This is a genomic window from Aggregatimonas sangjinii, assembly GCF_005943945.1.
Lineage (GTDB): Bacteria > Bacteroidota > Bacteroidia > Flavobacteriales > Flavobacteriaceae > Pelagihabitans > Pelagihabitans sangjinii.
In genome coordinates this window covers 1,546,060-1,565,339 of the sequence record NZ_CP040710.1, presented here as the reverse complement: position 1 = coordinate 1,565,339, position 19,280 = coordinate 1,546,060, and the positions used below count along the sequence as shown (strand labels likewise).

19 protein-coding genes are annotated in these 19,280 nt (G+C 41.7%); 8 read left to right on the top strand and 11 right to left on the bottom strand.

What is annotated here, in order from left to right:
* Nucleotides 1–172: 172 nt before the first annotated feature.
* Genes FGM00_RS06280 through FGM00_RS06270 form a run of 3 tightly spaced genes read left to right on the top strand, consistent with a single transcriptional unit; the run spans nucleotide 173 to nucleotide 4,237 of the window.
* Complete coding sequence (locus FGM00_RS06280) at nucleotides 173–2,218, top strand: amidohydrolase family protein (RefSeq protein ID WP_138852077.1); 2,046 nt, start codon at nucleotides 173–175, stop codon at nucleotides 2,216–2,218.
* 10 nt (nucleotides 2,219–2,228) lie between these two features.
* Nucleotides 2,229–2,723, top strand: coding sequence for a YfcE family phosphodiesterase (locus FGM00_RS06275; RefSeq protein ID WP_138852076.1), 495 nt, complete (start codon nucleotides 2,229–2,231; stop codon nucleotides 2,721–2,723).
* A gap of 35 nt (nucleotides 2,724–2,758) precedes the next feature.
* Nucleotides 2,759–4,237: a sulfatase gene (locus FGM00_RS06270; protein ID WP_138852075.1), complete on the top strand. Its 1,479-nt coding sequence runs from the start codon at nucleotides 2,759–2,761 to the stop codon at nucleotides 4,235–4,237.
* Between the two features lie 160 nt (nucleotides 4,238–4,397).
* On the opposite strand, the gene FGM00_RS06265 is transcribed toward FGM00_RS06270, so the two are convergent.
* The 10 genes from FGM00_RS06265 to FGM00_RS06220 all read right to left on the bottom strand — a co-directional run bounded on the left by FGM00_RS06265 (nucleotide 4,398) and on the right by FGM00_RS06220 (nucleotide 13,723).
* Entirely contained in the window at nucleotides 4,398–5,486 is a 1,089-nt protein-coding gene (locus tag FGM00_RS06265; protein ID WP_138852074.1) for a DUF4056 domain-containing protein, read from the bottom strand.
* A 16-nt stretch (nucleotides 5,487–5,502) separates the two neighbouring features.
* Nucleotides 5,503–6,132, bottom strand: coding sequence for a tetratricopeptide repeat protein (locus FGM00_RS06260; protein WP_175416194.1), 630 nt, complete (start codon nucleotides 6,130–6,132; stop codon nucleotides 5,503–5,505).
* 92 nt (nucleotides 6,133–6,224) lie between these two features.
* Entirely contained in the window at nucleotides 6,225–7,328 is a 1,104-nt protein-coding gene (locus FGM00_RS06255) for a glycosyltransferase family 2 protein (RefSeq protein ID WP_138852072.1), read from the bottom strand.
* Nucleotides 7,325–7,945 carry a 1-acyl-sn-glycerol-3-phosphate acyltransferase gene (locus FGM00_RS06250; protein ID WP_138852071.1) on the bottom strand — a complete coding sequence of 207 codons (621 nt, stop codon included), beginning with the start codon at nucleotides 7,943–7,945 and terminating at the stop codon, nucleotides 7,325–7,327. The genes FGM00_RS06255 and FGM00_RS06250 overlap by 4 nt, the downstream gene beginning before the upstream one ends.
* Before the next feature lie 3 nt (nucleotides 7,946–7,948).
* Complete coding sequence (locus tag FGM00_RS06245; protein WP_138852070.1) at nucleotides 7,949–8,602, bottom strand: carotenoid biosynthesis protein; 654 nt, start codon at nucleotides 8,600–8,602, stop codon at nucleotides 7,949–7,951.
* Complete coding sequence (gene crtD, locus FGM00_RS06240; RefSeq protein WP_138852069.1) at nucleotides 8,603–10,063, bottom strand: 1-hydroxycarotenoid 3,4-desaturase CrtD; 1,461 nt, start codon at nucleotides 10,061–10,063, stop codon at nucleotides 8,603–8,605.
* Nucleotides 10,060–10,758: a lycopene cyclase domain-containing protein gene (locus FGM00_RS06235; protein ID WP_138852068.1), complete on the bottom strand. Its 699-nt coding sequence runs from the start codon at nucleotides 10,756–10,758 to the stop codon at nucleotides 10,060–10,062. The genes crtD and FGM00_RS06235 overlap by 4 nt, the downstream gene beginning before the upstream one ends.
* A 613-nt stretch (nucleotides 10,759–11,371) precedes the next feature.
* A complete protein-coding gene (murA, locus tag FGM00_RS06230) occupies nucleotides 11,372–12,679 on the bottom strand; it encodes a UDP-N-acetylglucosamine 1-carboxyvinyltransferase (protein ID WP_138852067.1) in 1,308 nt (435 codons plus the stop codon).
* 14 nt (nucleotides 12,680–12,693) lie between these two features.
* The gene (locus tag FGM00_RS06225; protein ID WP_138852066.1) at nucleotides 12,694–13,347 is read right to left on the bottom strand and encodes a DUF4290 domain-containing protein; all 654 of its coding nucleotides are present in this window, start codon (nucleotides 13,345–13,347) and stop codon (nucleotides 12,694–12,696) included.
* An 88-nt stretch (nucleotides 13,348–13,435) separates the two neighbouring features.
* Nucleotides 13,436–13,723 (bottom strand): DUF493 family protein, encoded by a 288-nt coding sequence (locus FGM00_RS06220; protein ID WP_138852065.1) that lies wholly within the window; start codon nucleotides 13,721–13,723, stop codon nucleotides 13,436–13,438.
* Between the two features lie 100 nt (nucleotides 13,724–13,823).
* Here FGM00_RS06220 and FGM00_RS06215 point away from each other — a divergent pair, with 100 nt between their 5' ends.
* The 5 genes from FGM00_RS06215 (at nucleotide 13,824) to FGM00_RS06195 (ending at nucleotide 18,351) form a co-directional block, all read left to right on the top strand.
* Nucleotides 13,824–14,387 carry an AAA family ATPase gene (locus FGM00_RS06215; protein WP_138852064.1) on the top strand — a complete coding sequence of 188 codons (564 nt, stop codon included), beginning with the start codon at nucleotides 13,824–13,826 and terminating at the stop codon, nucleotides 14,385–14,387.
* Nucleotides 14,387–16,282 carry a RecQ family ATP-dependent DNA helicase gene (locus FGM00_RS06210; protein ID WP_138852063.1) on the top strand — a complete coding sequence of 632 codons (1,896 nt, stop codon included), beginning with the start codon at nucleotides 14,387–14,389 and terminating at the stop codon, nucleotides 16,280–16,282. Before FGM00_RS06215 ends, FGM00_RS06210 begins: the two co-directional genes overlap by 1 nt.
* A complete protein-coding gene (fmt, locus tag FGM00_RS06205) occupies nucleotides 16,279–17,226 on the top strand; it encodes a methionyl-tRNA formyltransferase (protein WP_138852062.1) in 948 nt (315 codons plus the stop codon). The genes FGM00_RS06210 and fmt overlap by 4 nt, the downstream gene beginning before the upstream one ends.
* Before the next feature lie 178 nt (nucleotides 17,227–17,404).
* The gene (locus FGM00_RS06200; RefSeq protein ID WP_138852061.1) at nucleotides 17,405–17,677 is read left to right on the top strand and encodes an HU family DNA-binding protein; all 273 of its coding nucleotides are present in this window, start codon (nucleotides 17,405–17,407) and stop codon (nucleotides 17,675–17,677) included.
* A gap of 113 nt (nucleotides 17,678–17,790) precedes the next feature.
* Complete coding sequence (locus FGM00_RS06195) at nucleotides 17,791–18,351, top strand: YqgE/AlgH family protein (protein WP_138852060.1); 561 nt, start codon at nucleotides 17,791–17,793, stop codon at nucleotides 18,349–18,351.
* A 21-nt stretch (nucleotides 18,352–18,372) separates the two neighbouring features.
* Here the strand turns inward: FGM00_RS06195 and FGM00_RS06190 are convergent, their stop codons facing one another.
* Complete coding sequence (locus FGM00_RS06190) at nucleotides 18,373–19,236, bottom strand: aminotransferase class IV (protein WP_138852059.1); 864 nt, start codon at nucleotides 19,234–19,236, stop codon at nucleotides 18,373–18,375.
* Nucleotides 19,237–19,280 lie beyond the last annotated feature (44 nt).

Below are 19,280 nucleotides of genomic sequence, written 5' to 3'. Positions count from 1 at the left end.
ATCATTAGGTATATTGCACCCCCAGTGCTCTAGGATACGTTTGACATGGCTGTCGGCCTGTTCGATTTCTATCGTATTGATTTTACTTCAATCGGTGAAGGCCTTTAAAGATAAGCGCGGCTGGTCACTATTTTAATTACTATCTTGATACCCTATTAAAAATCAACCAACTATGAAACTACGAATGCCGTTAATGCCCTTTATTTTAGTATTGCTCATTTCCTGTAACCAAGAAGTCGATAAAGTTTCTTCCTTGGTCGATTTTCAAGGAGACGAAACCTATTCCGTTATTTTTGGCAGTACCGTCATCGGTCATCTTAAAACCCGGACTGTCAGAGATACGATTCAAATAGATTACGATTACAAGAACAACGGTCGCGGCCCCACTATGAACGAAACCATCGTTTTAAATACGGATGGTTTTCCTGTGCGATGGGATATAACCGGAAACACTACTTTTGGGAATACCGTTGACGAGCACTTTACTTTTGAAGGAAGCGCTGCTTCTTGGACCGACGCTACCGGGAGCGATAGTACAACTGTTACTGCTCCCTTATGGTACGTAAATCAATCCGGGAGTCCGTATTCGACCATTCTTACCGCACGTAGTTTATTGAAATCCCCTGATTTTTCGGCCGATGTACTACCAGCAGGTACGCTGAAGCTTACAGAGATGGAAAAGACGAGCATCACGGTAGATTCGACCAAGGTTGACCTTACCACCTATGCGATGTCTGGAGCGGATTTAAATCCCTCTTACTTTATCGCCGATAACAACCAACGTTTATTCGCGGTAATCAGTCCGTCTTTCGTAATTGTGCGAGAGGGGTTTGAAAAGCAGGAAAAAGAACTAAGGGCCTACGCGGAAAAATATTCTACGGAGCGCTTTGAATCACTGCAAAAAGAATATGCCCATGACTATGGAAAAAAAGTGCGAATCGCCAACGTTAAAATATTCGACCCTAACACCTTGGCACTATCCGCACCTTCATCCGTATTGGTAGATGGCGAGAAGATTGTGAGTATAGATGCCGCAGACGCCACTGGTGACGATGAAGTAGTCATTAATGGAGCTGGTGGCACCCTGGTGGCCGGAATGTACGAAATGCATGCCCACACCGGCGACGAAGGTGCCCTGTTGAATGTCTTGGCCGGTATCACAACATTCAGGGATATGGGGAACGACAATGAGGTGTTGGACGAATTGATACAAAAAATTAATTCGGGAATTTTGGCAGGACCTAGAGTCCATCGTTTGGGCTTTATAGAAGGAGAAAGTGAATACAGTGCCAATAACGGAATTTTGGTTTCGAGCGAGGAGGAGGCCTTGGCCGCGGTGGACACCTATCATGATAAGGGTTTCTATGGCGTGAAGCTGTACAACTCAATGAACGGCGATTGGGCACCGGCCATTGTTGAAAGGGCACATGGGTACGGCATGTTCGTCTGTGGGCACGTACCCGCATTCTCTAATGCCAATGCCATGCTAAGTGCTGGTTTTGACGAAATGACCCATATCAACCAAACCATGTTGGGTTGGGTTTTAGAACCCGAGGAAGACACCCGTACCCTACTGCGGCTGACTGCGCTAAAGCGGTTTCCTGGCTTAGATCTAAACAGCCCCAAAGTGCAGGAATCGATAAATTTATTTGTAAACAATAAAACCGCTATGGATCCCACGTTGGCCATCCATGAGGTATTGATGAAAGCTAGAAATGGCGAGATTTGGGAAGGCACCAAGGACTTCATAGACCATATGCCCCCAAACTCGCAACGTGGGTTTAAGGTAGCCTTGGCCGATGTAGCTTCGCCCGAAGATGACAAAGCGTATCGTGAAGGTTATGAAAAAATTGTAGAGACCTTGAAAATGATGAAAGAGAAAGGAATCTTTATCGTACCGGGTACCGATTTAGGCGGTGCTTTCTTTTACCATCGGGAATTGGAGCTGTACCAACAATTGGGGTATACACCCGCTGAGCTATTAAAACTCGCCACCTATGATATGGCGCAATATTTAGGAGATGAAAACCTTGGAAGCATTGCACCTGGTAAGTTCGCCGATTTCTTTCTAATTCCAGGGAATCCTGTAGACGACATCAAGGCTATAAAAACAATCGCAATGGTTTCCAGAGGAGGTACATTTTACTATCCCAGTGAAGTCTACCCTGCATTTGGTATCACACCTTTTACCCCCAAACCGGAGGTAAAAGAAAAATAAAATCGAAAAGATGAAAATAGGCATTCTATCCGATATTCATGATCATATCGACAACCTAAAAAAATCAAAGAAGATTTTCGACAAAGAAAAGGTCGAAGCACTCATTTTTTGTGGGGATTTTTGTTCGCCCATTCCCGCTAAAGTAATGTCTAAATTATTTGACTGCGATATTCATTGCGTATTCGGTAACGGGGACGGTGATCGATTTTCCATTTTAAAATTTGCCGAAGCAGAAGCCCCCAATTTAAAACTCTACGGCGAATATGCCGATTTAAAGATTGATGGTGTACGAATCGCGATAACCCATTATCCTTTCTATGCGAAGGCATTGGCCAAATCCAACGATTTTGAAGCGGTTTTTTGTGGTCATAGCCATATTTCCAATAAAGAAATCATAGGAAATTGTTTATTGATGAACCCAGGCGAAATACTTGGCTTTAAAGGTGAACCGACTTGTGGCCTATTCGATACGGTATCGAAGAAAGCCACAATAGTCACCTTGTAATTTGCCAATTGTATTATACGAAAAATTGCATAGACATGATATCTGGATTTCTCACGAGTATAAAAACTACAATTTCCGATAATGTGAAGTCCTTAATTCCTAGTATTCCCCTACTGGGAAGCAATGACAACAAAATTCTTCAATATTTTGTATTATCTATCGCCATCTTATCGAGCCACTTGACTACCTCACAGGAAATCAAACCCAACGTTGTAATCATAAACGTGGATGATATGGGTTGGAAGGATGTGGGCTTTATGGGGAGCTCGTATTATGAGACCCCCAATATCGATTATTTGGCCAGTTTGGGTATGGTGTTTACTAATGGCTATGCCGCTGCTGCCAATTGCGCCCCGAGTAGGGCCTCTTTGATGACAGGCAAGTGGACGCCCCGACATGGTATATACACCGTGAATTCTTCCGAAAGGGGAGCATCGAAACATCGCAAGCTGATACCTGTTGAAAACACAGTTATTTTATCGAAAAAACATAAGGTCTTACCTGAACTATTACATCAGAAAGGCTATAACACCTGTCATGCAGGAAAATGGCATTTGAGTAAAAACCCTTTAGAATATGGGTTTGAAGTAAATATTGGTGGTGGATTCAATGGACTTCCCAAAAGTTACTATCCACCTTACGAAAACGTCAACATCAAAGGTGGTGAGAACAAGCATCTGACCGATTTGATTATGGAGAAAACCCTAAGCTTTGTCGACACCGTTCAACAGCCCTTTTTTCTGTACTACGCACCCTATGCGGTGCATACCCCTATACAGCCTATTGATTCGCTTTTAGAGAAGTATACCCGAAAACCCAGTTGGGAGGGCCAAGGAAACCCGGCGTACGCCACTATGGTGGAAAATCTGGACAGGAATATCGGACTATTGATTTCTAAGATAAAGGAGAAGGGACTGTTCAACAATACACTTATCATTTTCACTTCGGATAATGGAGGCTTATACGGCATTACAAAACAACTACCTTTGAGAGCAGGCAAGGGAAGCTATTATGAAGGCGGTATTCGCGAACCCTTTTTTTTCGTGATGAACGATAGGATAAAAGCAAACTCTAAAAGCGATATACCCATTACCCATTTGGACCTCTTTCCGACCATTTTGAATTTTACCGGAATCGATTCAAATCAAATCGATTTGGACGGAACGGATCTTTCCCAAATTTTAGAAAAAAAAGCGAACGAATTGAAACGCCCCTTGTATTGGCATTTTCCCATTTATTTACAGGCGTATAATGTTCGCGACAACGAAAACCGCGATTCCCTGTTCAGAACACGTCCCGGTTCCGCGATAAGATATGAAAATTGGAAGCTGCATTATTATTTCGAAAATAATGAAGTTGAACTTTATGACCTAGCGCAAGACATTGGAGAAGGAAGTAACCTTGCCCTTCAAAATCCTGAAAAAACAACCGAAATGTTGGGATATTTGCAAAAATGGTGGGATGAAACCAATGCGCCGATTCCCAAGCAATTAAATCCGGCGTACGAAGATTGAAGAAATGAACCATCTAATCTTTAGCTCGTGAAAGCCAAGGTACTATCGGGTCGCATCGATTTTATTCCTTAGGCCAACTTCTTCGCAACCAAATCCATAGCGGAAAAACCTTCATAAGGGTGTTCCACAATTCCGTATACAGTAGCTTAACTCGGGAATTTTATTTTTTCTCGACCATCATCTCCTGTTCCATGAGCTGTAACTCCTTGCTTATGTGCTTCAATAACACTCCAAAGTCATCCTGATCGATAAGACTATGTTGGCTATTCGGAAAAAGCGCTTCCACCGGAAACCTGTAGTTCAAATCGATGGTCAATCGATAAAAATCGGTAAGTAACTGCCCCTCCGTGGTAGACAAGGGTACGGCTAAAACAATCGGATTCTCGGTGGCACCCGTCGAATCCGGGACTAACCACGGACGACTCGACTCCAAGACATCGGGGTCTCGTCTTAATGTAATCTGTGAGCGGGGTACTCGTTTCTTTTTGGTGTACCATTTTCCCTGAACGGCATCGTACGCATTATAGGTCTCTTGTGCGGTCTCTACCACTGCCAAACTGTCTAAGGTCGATATGATGAACTTTGTCGCTGCGAGGTTAAAAGGGAGCTCCGATTGCAACGTTTTCATCCCTACATGTATACCCAACAAGTTCGAATACACATCCTCTACAGAAAAACTGGAAAATTTTTCCGGTATCAAAGGAATCGCCGATGCGCCGAACCAGGTAGAAATTTCGTGCCACAGGGAAAGATCATACGTAATTTTTCCCGCTAATAAGATACAATCCTGAGCCTCAAACTCGTCCGGAATGTTCAAATAAAGTGTCTTGCGTCCCGCCTCGTTACGCAAGGGCAAGACTATTTCCCCTTTACCCCTACTCTCCATAATCGTGGCGTACAGATAGCGCGTCCAATCGATTTGATCCCGTAGATGGCCTATATCGATAAAACCGCCTTTATGGGAATATATAGTTCCGATACCCTCCTTCCTACTCCCCATATAATGGTGTTCGCCCAAATCGTCAACCGTAATTACCTGATCGATGGTAACGAACGGAACCCCCCATAATTTGATGTCATAGCCGAAAAAACAACAGGCTCTAATAATTCGAGGTGGTACGTTGCGAAGATCGAGAGTCTCATCATTCGGCACGCCCTGACCGTATACGGGACAAGAAGGAAATATAAAAACAAAGAGTAGGCAGCATTTTAAACAGGTCGGTACTAATTTGTACAAATTCAATTTCATGACGTGCGTTCGTACGTTATAGCTTGTGCCGTTTCAGCAGATCAGGATACAGTTCATCTTCGACCCACATGAAATTGGGGAATATGCGTATTATTTTTTCGTAACATAATTTGGCCAATTGTATTTGCTCGGTCGCTTCATACGCTTGACCCAAGGCGGTCATGGTGTTGATGTACATCCAATTGTTCACTACCAGTTCCTGGTCTTCAAAACCCGCTATCGCTTTGAGGTAGTATTCGATAGCTTCGGCCTTGTCCCCGCCAAAAGCGGATGGCATGTAATACATCGAGTTCCCTTTTTCGATATTGCCCTGAATGTTTTCGGGATCTAGTTCAATCGATTTGTTTATATATCGCATGCTCTTCGGACCTAGATATATGGCCTTCAAATTCGTGATACCGATAGTAAACGCAATAAAAGACCCTTTGAAGGCTAGCAGGGTAGGATCCTCAGGGGAAGTTTCCAACAACTCATCAATAATCTTCTCGGACTTATCGATATACAACTCAGCGGTGTCATTTTTTTCAGCCCCGATCAACCACGCTGTGTATCCGTAGTAATAGCTGATCAGTTCCAATTGCTCCGCTTTGCTCTTCACATCGACTTTCTTTTCATACGTGGTCATGATGTCGTACCACTTGTCCATTTTTCCGCGTGAATAGGCTTTGTAAATCGAATCGCGATAGGCTGTTTGTGAAAAACCTGATTGAACGGAAAGCAATAGGATAGTTATAAGTATTATTGTCCTTGTAAAATATTGCGGCCTTTCCATAGAATTTTCTTCCGTTTGCTATTAATAAGTCCTTGAATGATGATGATAAGAAGCACAAGGTGTTGCGGAAATGCCAATACGACGTTTTGAACGACAGCTTGTCGGCTGGCCAAACTTACAAAAATCCGAATGGATATGATTCCAGCCATATACACCCCTAACCAGGCCAATCCCATATGATTATAAAGCACAAATGGCGCAATCGTAGTCACAATTGCAAAAAAGGCAGTAGCCAAGATGCTATTTCCGAAAAGCTGAAAGATGTTTTTTGTAAAACCCTCAATAGCGGCATCCAGTCCATCATACATTCGGCAGGTAATATCGTTATCGCCCAAGCGGGTATCACTTGCCAAATTTTCTCGTTTGAATAATCTCAGTATTGCGATATCCTCTACCCTATGCGATTTATAGCTTTCATGCGGCCATAATGTCTTATAGGTATCCGCTTTGAACATCATAAATTGCCCGTTGGCCGCCGAAAAAGCTTCATTGTTCGACTTTCGGATAAGTGAGAGTGGAAGTAAGCTCAACAAGATCCAATTCATTAACGGTACGGAGACTTTTTCACCAAACGTTGTTACGATTTGCTTTGGAAATATCGACAACAAATGTAGTTGCCTGCGCTGAAAATGACCAATGCTGCGATTGATTAGGTCTTTTTTTAGACTAACATCGGCATCCAAAAAAAGCAATATGCTACCGGTAGCCGCTTGTGCCAATTGATGGCAAGCATAGTTCTTACCTAGCCAACCGTGCGGAGGTTGCTGTCCATTGATTATTCTGATGGTAGGGTGAAGCGTTGCCCAATGCTTGACGACACTTTCCGTTTGATCGGATGAATGGTCGTTGTAGACGATAATCTCAAGAGGATCGTATTCCAAGGTGGACAATTGTTCAAGCAACCCACCGATGTTCGCTTCCTCGTCGCGCGCGGGTATCAATATAGAAACCGAGGGGAGAATTTTTAATGGAGCCTTCTTTGGCAAATAAGCGAAGGACAGAAAATTGACCAATGCCACGAGTACCCTGATGAAGAGTAAACCTATCAAAAAATAACAGAAATAGATCATTCGGCCCCTTGTTTAGTAAAGCACGCTTTTGCGAAACGATTAAAAGCGTTTTCTACGGCTTTTGCATCGGTATCGGCATTTATCTGCTGCGTCTCGTAATATACGCAAATATCGGGTTTAAGATTCGTTCCATAATGGATAAGATTGACATTGAACACCAGTTCGAAATCGTTCTTAACATTCTCCAAAATATGTGAAAGTAAGCCTTTTTCAAAACTGAATTGCCTTGTATAAAGACTTTTGATCCTTCCTTGAGGGAAAAACAAAAACAAGTTTCCTTTATCCTGTAGTACCTCAACGGCATAATCAAGACTGGCTAAACTGGAGCGTTTGCCTTTGCTGATCGAGCATGCACCGATTTTCGTCAATATCATATTCTTACGAAGTTCTTTCTCAAGCATCATAAAATGGAACCTACGCTTATAGATTTTGAGGTTCAATAAAATTTGAATGAAGCCATCATAAAATGAAAAATGATTGCTAATCATGAGAATAGGTAGCCCTTTTTCTTCGTATTGACCATGATACTTGACACTTCCAAAAAAAAAGCCGATCAATGTTTTTGTGTAAAATCTGGAAAATTTTACCCAATGGCTTTTATGATTGGCTCGTATCATTTTTTAAATATAAATATTATGCATCACTATAATCATAAAAAAGCCGAATTGGATACAGAATAACCAGCGTGCCGGACTATTTTGGGTATTTATTCTAAAATATTGAATCAACGCGTTAAAAAATAAGGCCATTAAAAACCATACCACATAATTTAGGAGCGGTGGATCGTTTTCTACGAATTGCCACATCTCCATTAGGGGCGCAACCTTCTCTAGTAACACATCATATACTACCATTAAAGTTGCCGCACCTATAACGATCAAACTGTTGCTTGAAGTATATTTAGAGACAATACTATTGGAAGCATATACCAGAAACACCCAATTCAGGCCAATAACGATGGGTACATCGGCTATTTTCACACCGAGCCCTCTGCCATAAGTATACGAGCCGAATAATTTACCGGTGGCTACACCGATCATCTCCATCATAAAACTCAGGACAAAAATGCTGACAAATACGGCAACCGTTTTTATATTCCATTCCTTATGATGAGAAAAAATGGCCGCTGCAACCAAAACCAGGGTATAAGGCGTTACTAAAATAAATAGGTCACGGGTAAGTGGGGAAATATATAATGCCAAGCCGCCACAATAGAGAACGATAAACGCTATTGGAAGTCTCTCACTTATTATATATTTTAGTATCCGATTCATTTAAGGTGCCAAAATTTCATTATCAACAATTTTAGCACTTGCTAAACATAGCGGCATTCCCCCGCCCGGGTGAACGCTTCCCCCGACGAAATACAGATTTTTAGTGCTTTTGATAAAATTCGGATGCCTTAAAAATGCGGAAAAGATAGAATTTGATGAATTACCGTAGAGGGCGCCTCCTTTACTCAGGGTATCTTGAGCGATGGTAATAGGTGAGGCGATCTTTTCGCATTCAATATGGTCCTCAATTTTGGTTTTAAGCGATTTGTTGATTTTATCTACAATATTTTGCCTGGTAGTACGAATTAGTTCTTCCCAATTCTCTTCGCTGTTAGTTGGTGCGTTGACCATAACGAACCAGTTTTCGCAATTTTTTGGCGCATCGCTTTTAATCATTTTTGAACTAACGAAAATATATACCGTCGGATCGTTATCGATGATTTTTTCTTCAAATAGATTGGTAAACTCCCTTTTGTAATCCCCGCTGAACAGAATGTTATGCACATCAAGCTCGGGGAACTCCTTTTTTATCCCCCAGTAGAAAACCAAGGCCGACGATGAGGGCTCTAAGCGATCGAATCGTTTTTTTAAAGGATGCTTCATCAGGTTGGCCATAACGTAATTGATGTCGGAATCCGATACGATACTATCGAATGCAAATTTGGTATCGCCAACACTTAGCCCTACGGCTTTCTTATTTTTGATGTCAATAGACGTCACCAACGAATTAAATTCAAACCGAACCCCTTTCTTCAGGGCGAGCTCATAAATATGCTGGACAATGGAATAGATTCCCTGATCAGGCAGATAGGTTCCGATGTTATTTTCAAGATGCGCTATTACATTTAAGGTAGCCGGTGCCTTATAGGGGTCCGATCCGTTGTACGTTGCATACCTATTGAAGAGCTGAACGAGCAACGGACTTTTGAAATTGTTCCTATTCTCCGCGTTCATGGTTTTATAAAAACGGATTTTATGTACCTGAAGTAAGGATTTCAAAACCGACAGCTTCAAAAAATTCTTCACCTTATGTAAAGAGTTGAAAAGGAAAATATCCGCTGTTATCTTATAGATTAGCGAAGCCCTCTTAAAATATTCGAAAATGTTAGCTGGGTCCTCCCCAAACTTTTGGGCGCATTCTTCAGCGAATTTTTGTTGGTCGGACCAAGCTACCAGCTGCTCACCGCTGTTATAAAAATATTTGCAATGCACGTCTAACTTAGTATACGTAAAGGTCGACGGAACACTTTCGCCGGCCGCTGCATAAAGTTCACGTACTAATTCAGGCATGGTAAATAAAGACGGCCCCGTATCGAACCGGTACCCTTTTAAAGTAAACTCACCAATTTTCCCGCCGGGAGTAGCATTTTTTTCAAAAACGGTTACTTCGTGACCCTTTGATGCCATTCGGCACGCAATGGCCAAACCGCCTATCCCAGATCCTATGACCCCTACCCTCATTCGTTTTTGTTTCTAGTAAATTTCATTTCAAATATATGGGTCAGTGTTAATGGCAATAAGAGCAATGAAAAATTATACAATACGTCTTCAATAGGAATTGAAAAAATACGAATTCCCAATATGGCCTGAGGGTGGTAATCAAAAACAGCTTGTTCGATTCCCGTTCCGGTCAGGATTCCATTGATGATAAAAAATGGAATGAGTAAAATAGGATATACCGCCAAATAGTATTGTACCACTTCCCTAGCAAAATAATAACTAAACAAAAGTACGACTGGCAAAACAAGTAAAGCAACAAAAGTATAGGTAAAATCGCTATAGTGTAATGCAGCTATTGCCGATAACGCTATTATCAAAAAAGTCAACACTTTAGTAAACCGCTCATTCATCTTCAATTTAGGAAAATGAAATTGAAGCGCGTAGAACGAAAAAGCGCAAGCATACGGAATGATTAGAAAAAAAAGGTATTCTTCCAAAGGAAGCTTAAAGATGTAAATACCGGAATTATAAACGGGATTAAAATACCAAATCCCCCTGTGGGTAAAAATGATATCCCAAATAACAAAAACCAACATTGTAATAAAAATAGCCGGCAGCAGGTATTTCCAACGTTTATAAAGCCGAAGATTTTTTTCAAAACTCAATGCCAGCGGTCCGGCGAGCGAAATCATGAGTATGATGAGATAGAATGACATAGTTCATATTTTTCCGTTACCCTATGTCAATGAAAGTCTATTGGTGATAGCAAGTGGTAGAAATAATCGCTTTGTAAGCCAATTTGGTATTCGAGTTTAATCAATACATGGTTTTGCAAAGCAGTACGATTTATCTTAATCGTTAAATCAGTGGGATTAATGATCAGATACCCTCCTTCTAATCAAAATTTCCAAACGGCCTCCTAGCTCTGTATCAAATCGGACTGAAAGCCGCACTGAAATCTTTTGCGAAAGTAATAATCTTTTTTAAACTCGCCTAGTATTAAGTGCGCGCTCGCTTCTAATTACAAATCTGTTGATAGCAGCAAAATCATTAGGATATGCTAACAAAAGCCAATAAACATGACCTCAAATCGGAGGTTTTGAGCAACTGGGAATCTTTGGGAAATGAAGCGTATAGGGAAGGAACATAACTATGGATGAGGATGTAATTAAAATGTTTTTCCTTGGCGCGCTACAGTATGCTAAGCGGAATAAATGAAGGGGATTTCGACCCAGTATAAACAAATCAAAATAGTGAAATTACAGATAAAAAAAATCCCAATTCCAAAAAATGGAAATGGGAATTAAAAATATGGTTTCTTTTAATATTCTATAGACGTACGATCTTGGCTCCGATTGCCCGTAATCGGTTATCAATGTCTTCGTACCCTCTGTCTATCTGCTCGATATTATGAATCGTAGATTCACCCTCTGCAGAAAGTGCCGCTATCAAAAGCGATACACCTGCCCGAATATCAGGAGAGACCATGGTGGTCGCCTTAAGGGTCGAATTGAAATCGTGTCCGATTACGGTGGCCCTGTGCGGGTCGCACAGTATAATTTTCGCACCCATATCGATCAATTTATCGACAAAGAACAAGCGGCTTTCAAACATCTTTTGATGCACCAATACCTCCCCCTTGGCCTGTGTAGCCACCACTATTAAAATACTAAGCAGATCAGGTGTCATTCCTGGCCATGGTGCGTCCGAAATCGTTAAAATAGAACCGTCGATGTAGTTCTGTATCTCGTAACCGTCTTTGTGGGCAGGAATGAAGATATCATCCCCTTTTCGTTCGACGGTAATTCCCAATTTTCGAAAAACACTGGGTATTTGTCCTAAATCGTCCCAGCTCACATTTTTAATGGTCAATTCGCTTTTCGTCATCGCGGCAAGACCGATCCAACTGCCGATTTCGATCATATCCGGGAGCATACGATGGGTAGTTCCGCCCAACTTGTCCACTCCTTCTATGATCAACATGTTGGAACCAACACCGCTGATTTTGGCGCCCATCCGATTCAACATTTTACAAAGCTGCTGCAAATAAGGTTCGCAGGCCGCATTATAGATTGTGGTCGTTCCCTCGGCCAGTACGGCTGCCATTACGATGTTCGCCGTTCCGGTTACCGAAGCCTCATCGAGCAACATGTAAGTGCCCTTTAATTTCTTGGCCTCAACTCCATAAAAGTGTTCCGTCTTATTGTATCTGAACTTTGCACCGAGATTAATGAATCCTTCAAAATGGGTGTCCAATCTACGTCTACCTATTTTGTCACCGCCCGGTTTAGGGATGTAACCCTTTCCGAAACGTGCCAAAAGCGGTCCGACCAACATGATGGAGCCTCGAAGACCACTACCATCTTTCTTAAACTGATCGGTTTGTAAATAATCGATATTGATATCATCCGCACGAAATACGTAAGACCCTTTTCCTTTCTTTTGAATTTTGACCCCTAGGTCTTCCAAAAGGGAAATTAATTTGTTTACATCAACAATATCTGGAATGTTGTTTATGGTTACTTCTTCGGGCGTCAACAATACTGCACAAAGAATCTGCAATGCTTCATTTTTGGCGCCTTGGGGTGTAATCGCACCGGCAAGTTTATGCCCGCCCTCAATTTTAAATGTTCCCATTTAAGGTTGAACTATTAATACCGCTTTTTGCCGCGGTTGTTATTATTTCTTTGATTTTTTTTACCGCCATTGTTGTATTTTGGCGTCTTGGCGATTCTATTTTTCAAGAACTGACCACTTTCCGTGAGGTTTTCGCCGGTAAGGTCTATCTGTCCATCGCTCAATTCAAGGAGATGTTTAAAAATGGCCTTATCGTCTACCGTATCCTTATTCCAATTGAGGTAGCATTTTTTCATATGATTGGCAATGGCGTATTCCAAGCCGTCCCTCTTGTCGCCTTTTTCCCAACTTACCGCAACATCGATCATTCGTTTGATATTATTTCCGTAAAATCGATATTTCGGATGGTTTTGTGGATAAGGCAATGGTTCAGGCCGCTGTTGCAAAACCTCCTTACTGGTAATCGGAAATGGAGAATCTACATCCAACTTAAAGTCGGACATGATAAAAAGCTGATCCCACAGCTTGTGCTGAAAGTCAGGTACGTCCCGAAGGTGAGGTTGCAAATTCCCCATTACCGCAATAATGGAGTTTGCAATTTTATTGCGTTCGGCCCGATCTTCTATCGAAACGGCATGATCGACCATTTTTTGGAAATGCCTTCCGTATTCCGGAATGATCAAATGAGGTCGTTCCGTATTGTATTCAATGTTTTCTACTAAATTCAAATTCTAGGATTTTCTTGAGTGTTGTAATTTGGAGAGTGTCAACCTAATAACGCGAGCAAATTAACAAAATTATGCGGCAATACCTATTTTAGAGTGATATTACGCCTTCTACCCTACCTACTTCCTTATATTTTTCGATTACAGCATCTGGATTTTTACGATTTACCGTGATGGAGATGCTGGTATACTTTCCCTTTTTAGATTGCTTTAGTTCTATAACGGCACCGGTGTTGTCGAAAATATGGTTGATTTGCTCTATTTTATTTCCATCAGTGGGTACGATAAACTTGTAAAGATAATCGGAGGGCCATTTGCTGGTCTCTGCCAGTTGTTCCCTCAATTTTTTATAAAACTCGTCGGATTTCTGGGCGGCCATATTAAGATTTTTTGCAAAGATAGTCGATGTGATCGATAAACGAATCCCAATTTTTTAGGCTTGTCCGTATTGTCTAACTTTGACCTTAAATTCAATACATTTGAACCCGAAGAGAATCGTTATTACAGGTGGTCCGAGTACGGGAAAGACATCTTTGATCGATGCACTTGAAAAAGATGGTTATCAATGTTTTCACGAAGTCATACGCTTGATGACCTTGAAAGCAAAGCAAAATGGTGAACTTGGGAACCTTACGACAAACCCGATTGCCACCGTTTCCGATCCAATGGCTTTTAACGAAAAAATCATCGATGCCCGATTAACGGATTATAACGCCTCGGAAAATAGCGATGCACCCATCGTGTTTTTTGATCGCGGAATTCCAGATGTTTTGGCGTATATGGATTATTTTAAACAAACCTACGATGAGGCCTTCGTAGCTATCGCCGCCAATCATCGCTACGACACTGTTTTTCTGTTGCCCATTTGGAAGGAAATCTACGTTTCCGATAGCGAGCGCTTCGAAAGCTACGAAGAGGCTTTGGCCATTCATCGTCATTTGAAAGAGAGCTACACCGCGTTAGGATACGGGGTAATCGAAGTACCCAAGGCTACCGTCGAAAATAGAATAGCGTTCATTTTAACACAGTTGGAGGCAAATTAGTGCACACACCCAAACACATATTAAATACCTATTGGGGACATAGTGAATTTAGAGGTTCACAGGAGGAGGTTATTACCGCTATTTTAGAAAACAAAGATGTGCTCGCCCTCATGCCCACGGGAGGTGGCAAGTCGGTCTGCTTTCAAGTTCCCGCCTTGGTTATGGAGGGTATCTGTATCGTAGTCTCTCCCCTAGTGGCACTTATTCAGAACCAAGTGAATTCGTTGAGGAACAAAGGTATTAAAGCCATTGCGCTTACAGGTGGCATTCCTCAAAATGAAATCATCGACCTATTGGATAATTGTTGTTTTGGAAATTACAAATTTTTATACCTCTCTCCTGAGCGCCTCAAACAAGAATTGGTACAAGAGCGCATTCAGCAAATGCCCGTCAACCTTATAGCTATAGATGAAGCCCATTGCATTTCGCAATGGGGGCATGATTTTAGACCTGCCTATTTAGAATGTGCAAAATTGAGAAAGTTGGCACCTGAAAGCCCTATAATCGCCTTAACGGCTACGGCCACCCAGACCGTTGCCGATGATATTATCGAAAGTCTTCTGTTTTCGGAGCCTTTGGTCGTAAAGGATTCGTTCGCACGAAAAAATATTGCATTTGGAGTTCTCTGGGCCGATGACAAAAAATACAGGCTACGAAGCTGGTGTGCCAAAATTCAAAATAGCGCCATCGTCTATGTGAGCACCAGACGTGCGGCCCAAGAGTTATGTTCTTATCTCGTCGGTCAAGGCATTTCAACTACCTTTTTTCACGGTGGCATTTCTAAAGAGGATAAACAAAAACGGCTTGACCTTTGGTTGAGGAATACTGTAAAAGTGATGGTGGCCACCAATGCTTTCGGAATGGGAATCGACAAGCCGGATGTAGAACTGATAGTACATTACCAAATACCGGATTGTATCGAAAACTATTTTCAAGAGGCCGGGCGGGCGGGTAGAAACGGAGCGTCTGCCAAAGCAATCCTACTTACCAATAAAACAGATGAGCAACAGGTAAAAAACCAGTTCTTGAGTGTATTGCCGGATACCGCTTTCATCAAAATGGTATACAATAAGCTGAACAACTATTTTCAAATTTCCTATGGGGAACTTCCTGAGACCGAATTCTTATTGAATTTCAACGCATTCTGCGAGACCTATAAATTAAATACGTTGCTCGCTTTTAATGCCTTTCGCATATTGGATCAGTATTCCGTCATTTCGCTCAACGAATCATTCTTCAAAAAAACGATAGTACAGGTACTGGTCGGCAAACAGCAACTTTTCGAGTACCTTGAAAAGAATCAGGGGCTTGTTCCCATCGTTCAGACCATATTGCGTACATACGGCGGCGTATTTGATTTTTTGACCAAAATAAATCCATTTCTAATCGCAAAAAAGGCCGAAACAAACGAAGCAAGGGTAACCAGGGTACTAGAGCAGCTTCAAAAGGATGCCATTATCGATTATGACGCTCAGGAAAGCGATCTTTCCTTGGTATTCCTAGTCCCCAGGGAGGACGACATCACTATTAACAGCTTTGCCAAAAAAGTACAGGAAAGGCACCGGCTAAAAGAGACACAAATTGACAGTATGTTGGCTTACGTGAAAAACGACCAACAATGTAGAAATAAGCAATTGTTACACTATTTTGAAGAGGAAGTACGCATTAATTGCGGTATCTGTGATGTATGTCGACGTATTTCGGTTAAAGCCGAAACAAACTCGGAAGCCATAATGAACGATATCATTAAACTTTTGAATTTCAAGAATAGTGGTTCAAGAAGCCTTATCGCTAGTTTAAACTATGAGGAAAACTTGGTTTTGGAAGGTATAAAGATGCTACTTGAAGATCGAAGAATCAAGATCAACTCACGAAACGAATATGAAATAGTATGAGAGATTTACGAATTGTTTTTATGGGTACCCCCGATTTTGCGGTAACCACCTTGGCCGCTTTGTTAAATGAAGGGCATCCTATAGTTGGAGTCATCACCGCTCCCGATAGGCCTGCGGGTCGTGGAAGAAAACTGCGGCCTTCCGCCGTGAAGCAGTTTGCCCTGGAAAACGGATTACACTTAATGCAACCGACGAATTTAAAGAATGAAGATTTTTTAAATGAACTTCGTGCATTACAGGCCAATCTGCAAATCGTAGTGGCTTTTCGCATGCTGCCAAAACAAGTTTGGGCAATGCCAGAATACGGAACCTTTAATTTGCATGCCTCCCTCCTTCCCGACTACAGGGGCGCGGCGCCGATTAATTGGGCTATTATTAATGGGGATTCGATGACCGGTGTCACTACTTTTTTCATAGATGACAAAATAGATACGGGCGAAATCATCCTTCAGAAGGCCGTACCGATTACGGAAGAAGATTCTGCAGGTACGTTGCACGACAGGTTGATGCACCAAGGCGCAGCTTTGGTTTTGAGGACGGTACAACTTATAAAGGAAGATAAGGCGAAAACAACCCCGCAAGACCCTGGTAAAGAGCGACGTCCCGCCCATAAAATCTATACGGAAACCTGTCAGATCAACTGGCAGTCAACACTTGAAGAAATCCACAATCTGGTGCGTGGCTTGAGTCCGTATCCCGTGGCGTGGAGCAATTTTGTAAATGGTGAAGATGAGGGTACCATAAAAATTTATAAGACCTCAGTTGAAAAGGTAAAACATAAAGAGACGATAGGCGCACTGATAGGTGAAGCGCACAGTTTGAAAGTAGCGGCGCCCAGTGGTTATTTGCACCTGCTTGAAATTCAACTTTCGGGAAAGCGAAAAATGGCGACCAAAGATCTTCTAAATGGCTACCAATTTGAAAAAAATGCCCGAATGGTCTAAACCCCCGTTGTTATTGGGCTACGGGAAAACCGAAAAAAACTCCTACTTTATTAACAAACTCCCCGAGTTATCAACAAAATCGGGGATTTACCCCCATTTTACTTGCGTTGCGAGCAAATCCGTATAAATTTGTTTGACGATTAAAAATTATTTTAACAACATTTAATTTAATTACATTATGAACAAAACAGAATTGATCGATGCAATGGCAGCTGACGCTGGCATCACAAAAGCCGCGGCTAAAAAATCATTGGAATCTTTCTTGGGCAACGTTGAGGGGTCTCTTAAGAAAGGAAATCGAGTATCTTTGGTAGGTTTCGGATCTTGGTCCGTTTCTAGAAGAAATGCTAGAGAAGGTAGAAACCCATCAACTGGTAAAACTATCCAAATCGCAGCAAAAAATGTTGTAAAGTTCAAAGCAGGTGCAGATTTAAGCAAAGCTGTAAACTAAGACATCTTTTTTGAAAAGATATAAATGGCGTCCCGAAATCAATTCGGGACGCTTTTTTTGTGTTTTTTGCTATTTATAAGAAATACCTTATTTTAGTTAGTGAAGAAAAACCCATGATAGACCTTAAACCCAAAAAAGGAAAGCTGTTGATCGCAGAACCTGCACTAACTGGCGATGTTTCTTTTAACCGTTCCGTAGTGCTGCTCGCAGAGCACAACCAAGAAGGGTCCGTGGGATTTATTCTTAACAAACCACTGGAATACAGTATCAGCGATTTGGTCTCCGAAATCGACATTCCGTTTCAGGTATACAACGGAGGTCCAGTAGAACAGGATAACCTCTATTTTATTCATAAAGTACCCCACCTTATCGATAACAGTATCGAAATTTCCAACGGGATCTATTGGGGAGGTGATTTTGAAATGACCATCGCCCTAATCAACCAAAAATTGATTTCGGAGGAAGACATTCGTTTCTTTTTAGGGTATTCTGGCTGGTCGTCGCTCCAATTGGATCAAGAACTTTCTTCAAAATCATGGGTTGTCGTACGCAACGACTACGATAGCGCGCTTATTCGAAAATCTTCAGAAGCCTTTTGGAAGGAAAAGATGGTAGAATTAGGTGGCAACTACTTGATATGGTCCAACGCACCGGAGAACCCAGGTTTGAATTAGTGAACCTTGTAAATTTAACACCTAAAATTTCGTCGAGGTCAGTCTGGCCGAAGCATTTAATTTACCCAACAAACTTTTTGCAATTTCGTGCTTGAATTCCTTTTTGCGATATTTCGTGATGGGTTGTATTCCAACAATGCTATTGGTTATGAACAATTCATCGGCCTTCTGAAGTTCAAAGGGTGATATGGCCGCAACCTCCATTTCAACATCTTGCGTCTTTTCAATAATCCCGATAAGTTTCTGCCTAATAATGCCGTTTAAACAACCATCGCTTAATGCGGGAGTTTTTACGTTATGCCCATTGACAATGAAAAGGTTGCCGTTCAACGCTTCAACGACTTGTTTTGCGGTATTCAGTAACAGACAATTATCGTATCCGTTCTCCTTCGCGTATATGCTTCCGGTAACATTAAGGATTTTATTATTTGTCTTTAATGTGGACAGCATATCAGGATTCACGTAAAAATCTTTATACAGTTCCACCTCATAGGCCTCCTCATTCAATACGTAAAACGGAGAGGTGAGTGATTCAGACTCGATGGTATATGAAATTTCATTGGTTTTGGGAAGGTATAATCCCCCGTCCTTTCTAAAAACGGTAAAACGAATGCGCGCCGCTCCTTTATCCAAAGCATTGGCAGCTAGAAGCTTGAGAATGGAATCTTCAAGTACTTCCAGCGTGAAATTCATGGGAATTTCCATACGTAACATACGCATTGAGGCCATTAAACGCAGGTAATGCTCCTCCCAAAAGAAAATCATACCATTCGAGCATCGCATCGTTTCAAAGAGCGCATCGCCATATCGTAACCCTCGATTTCCCTGACTGAGAAAGTTACTATCGCCTTCTAGAAGGCTACCATTGAAGTCAATTTTGTTCATAAAAAAGTCCCGGTTAATATCGGGACCAAATATACTTCAATAAA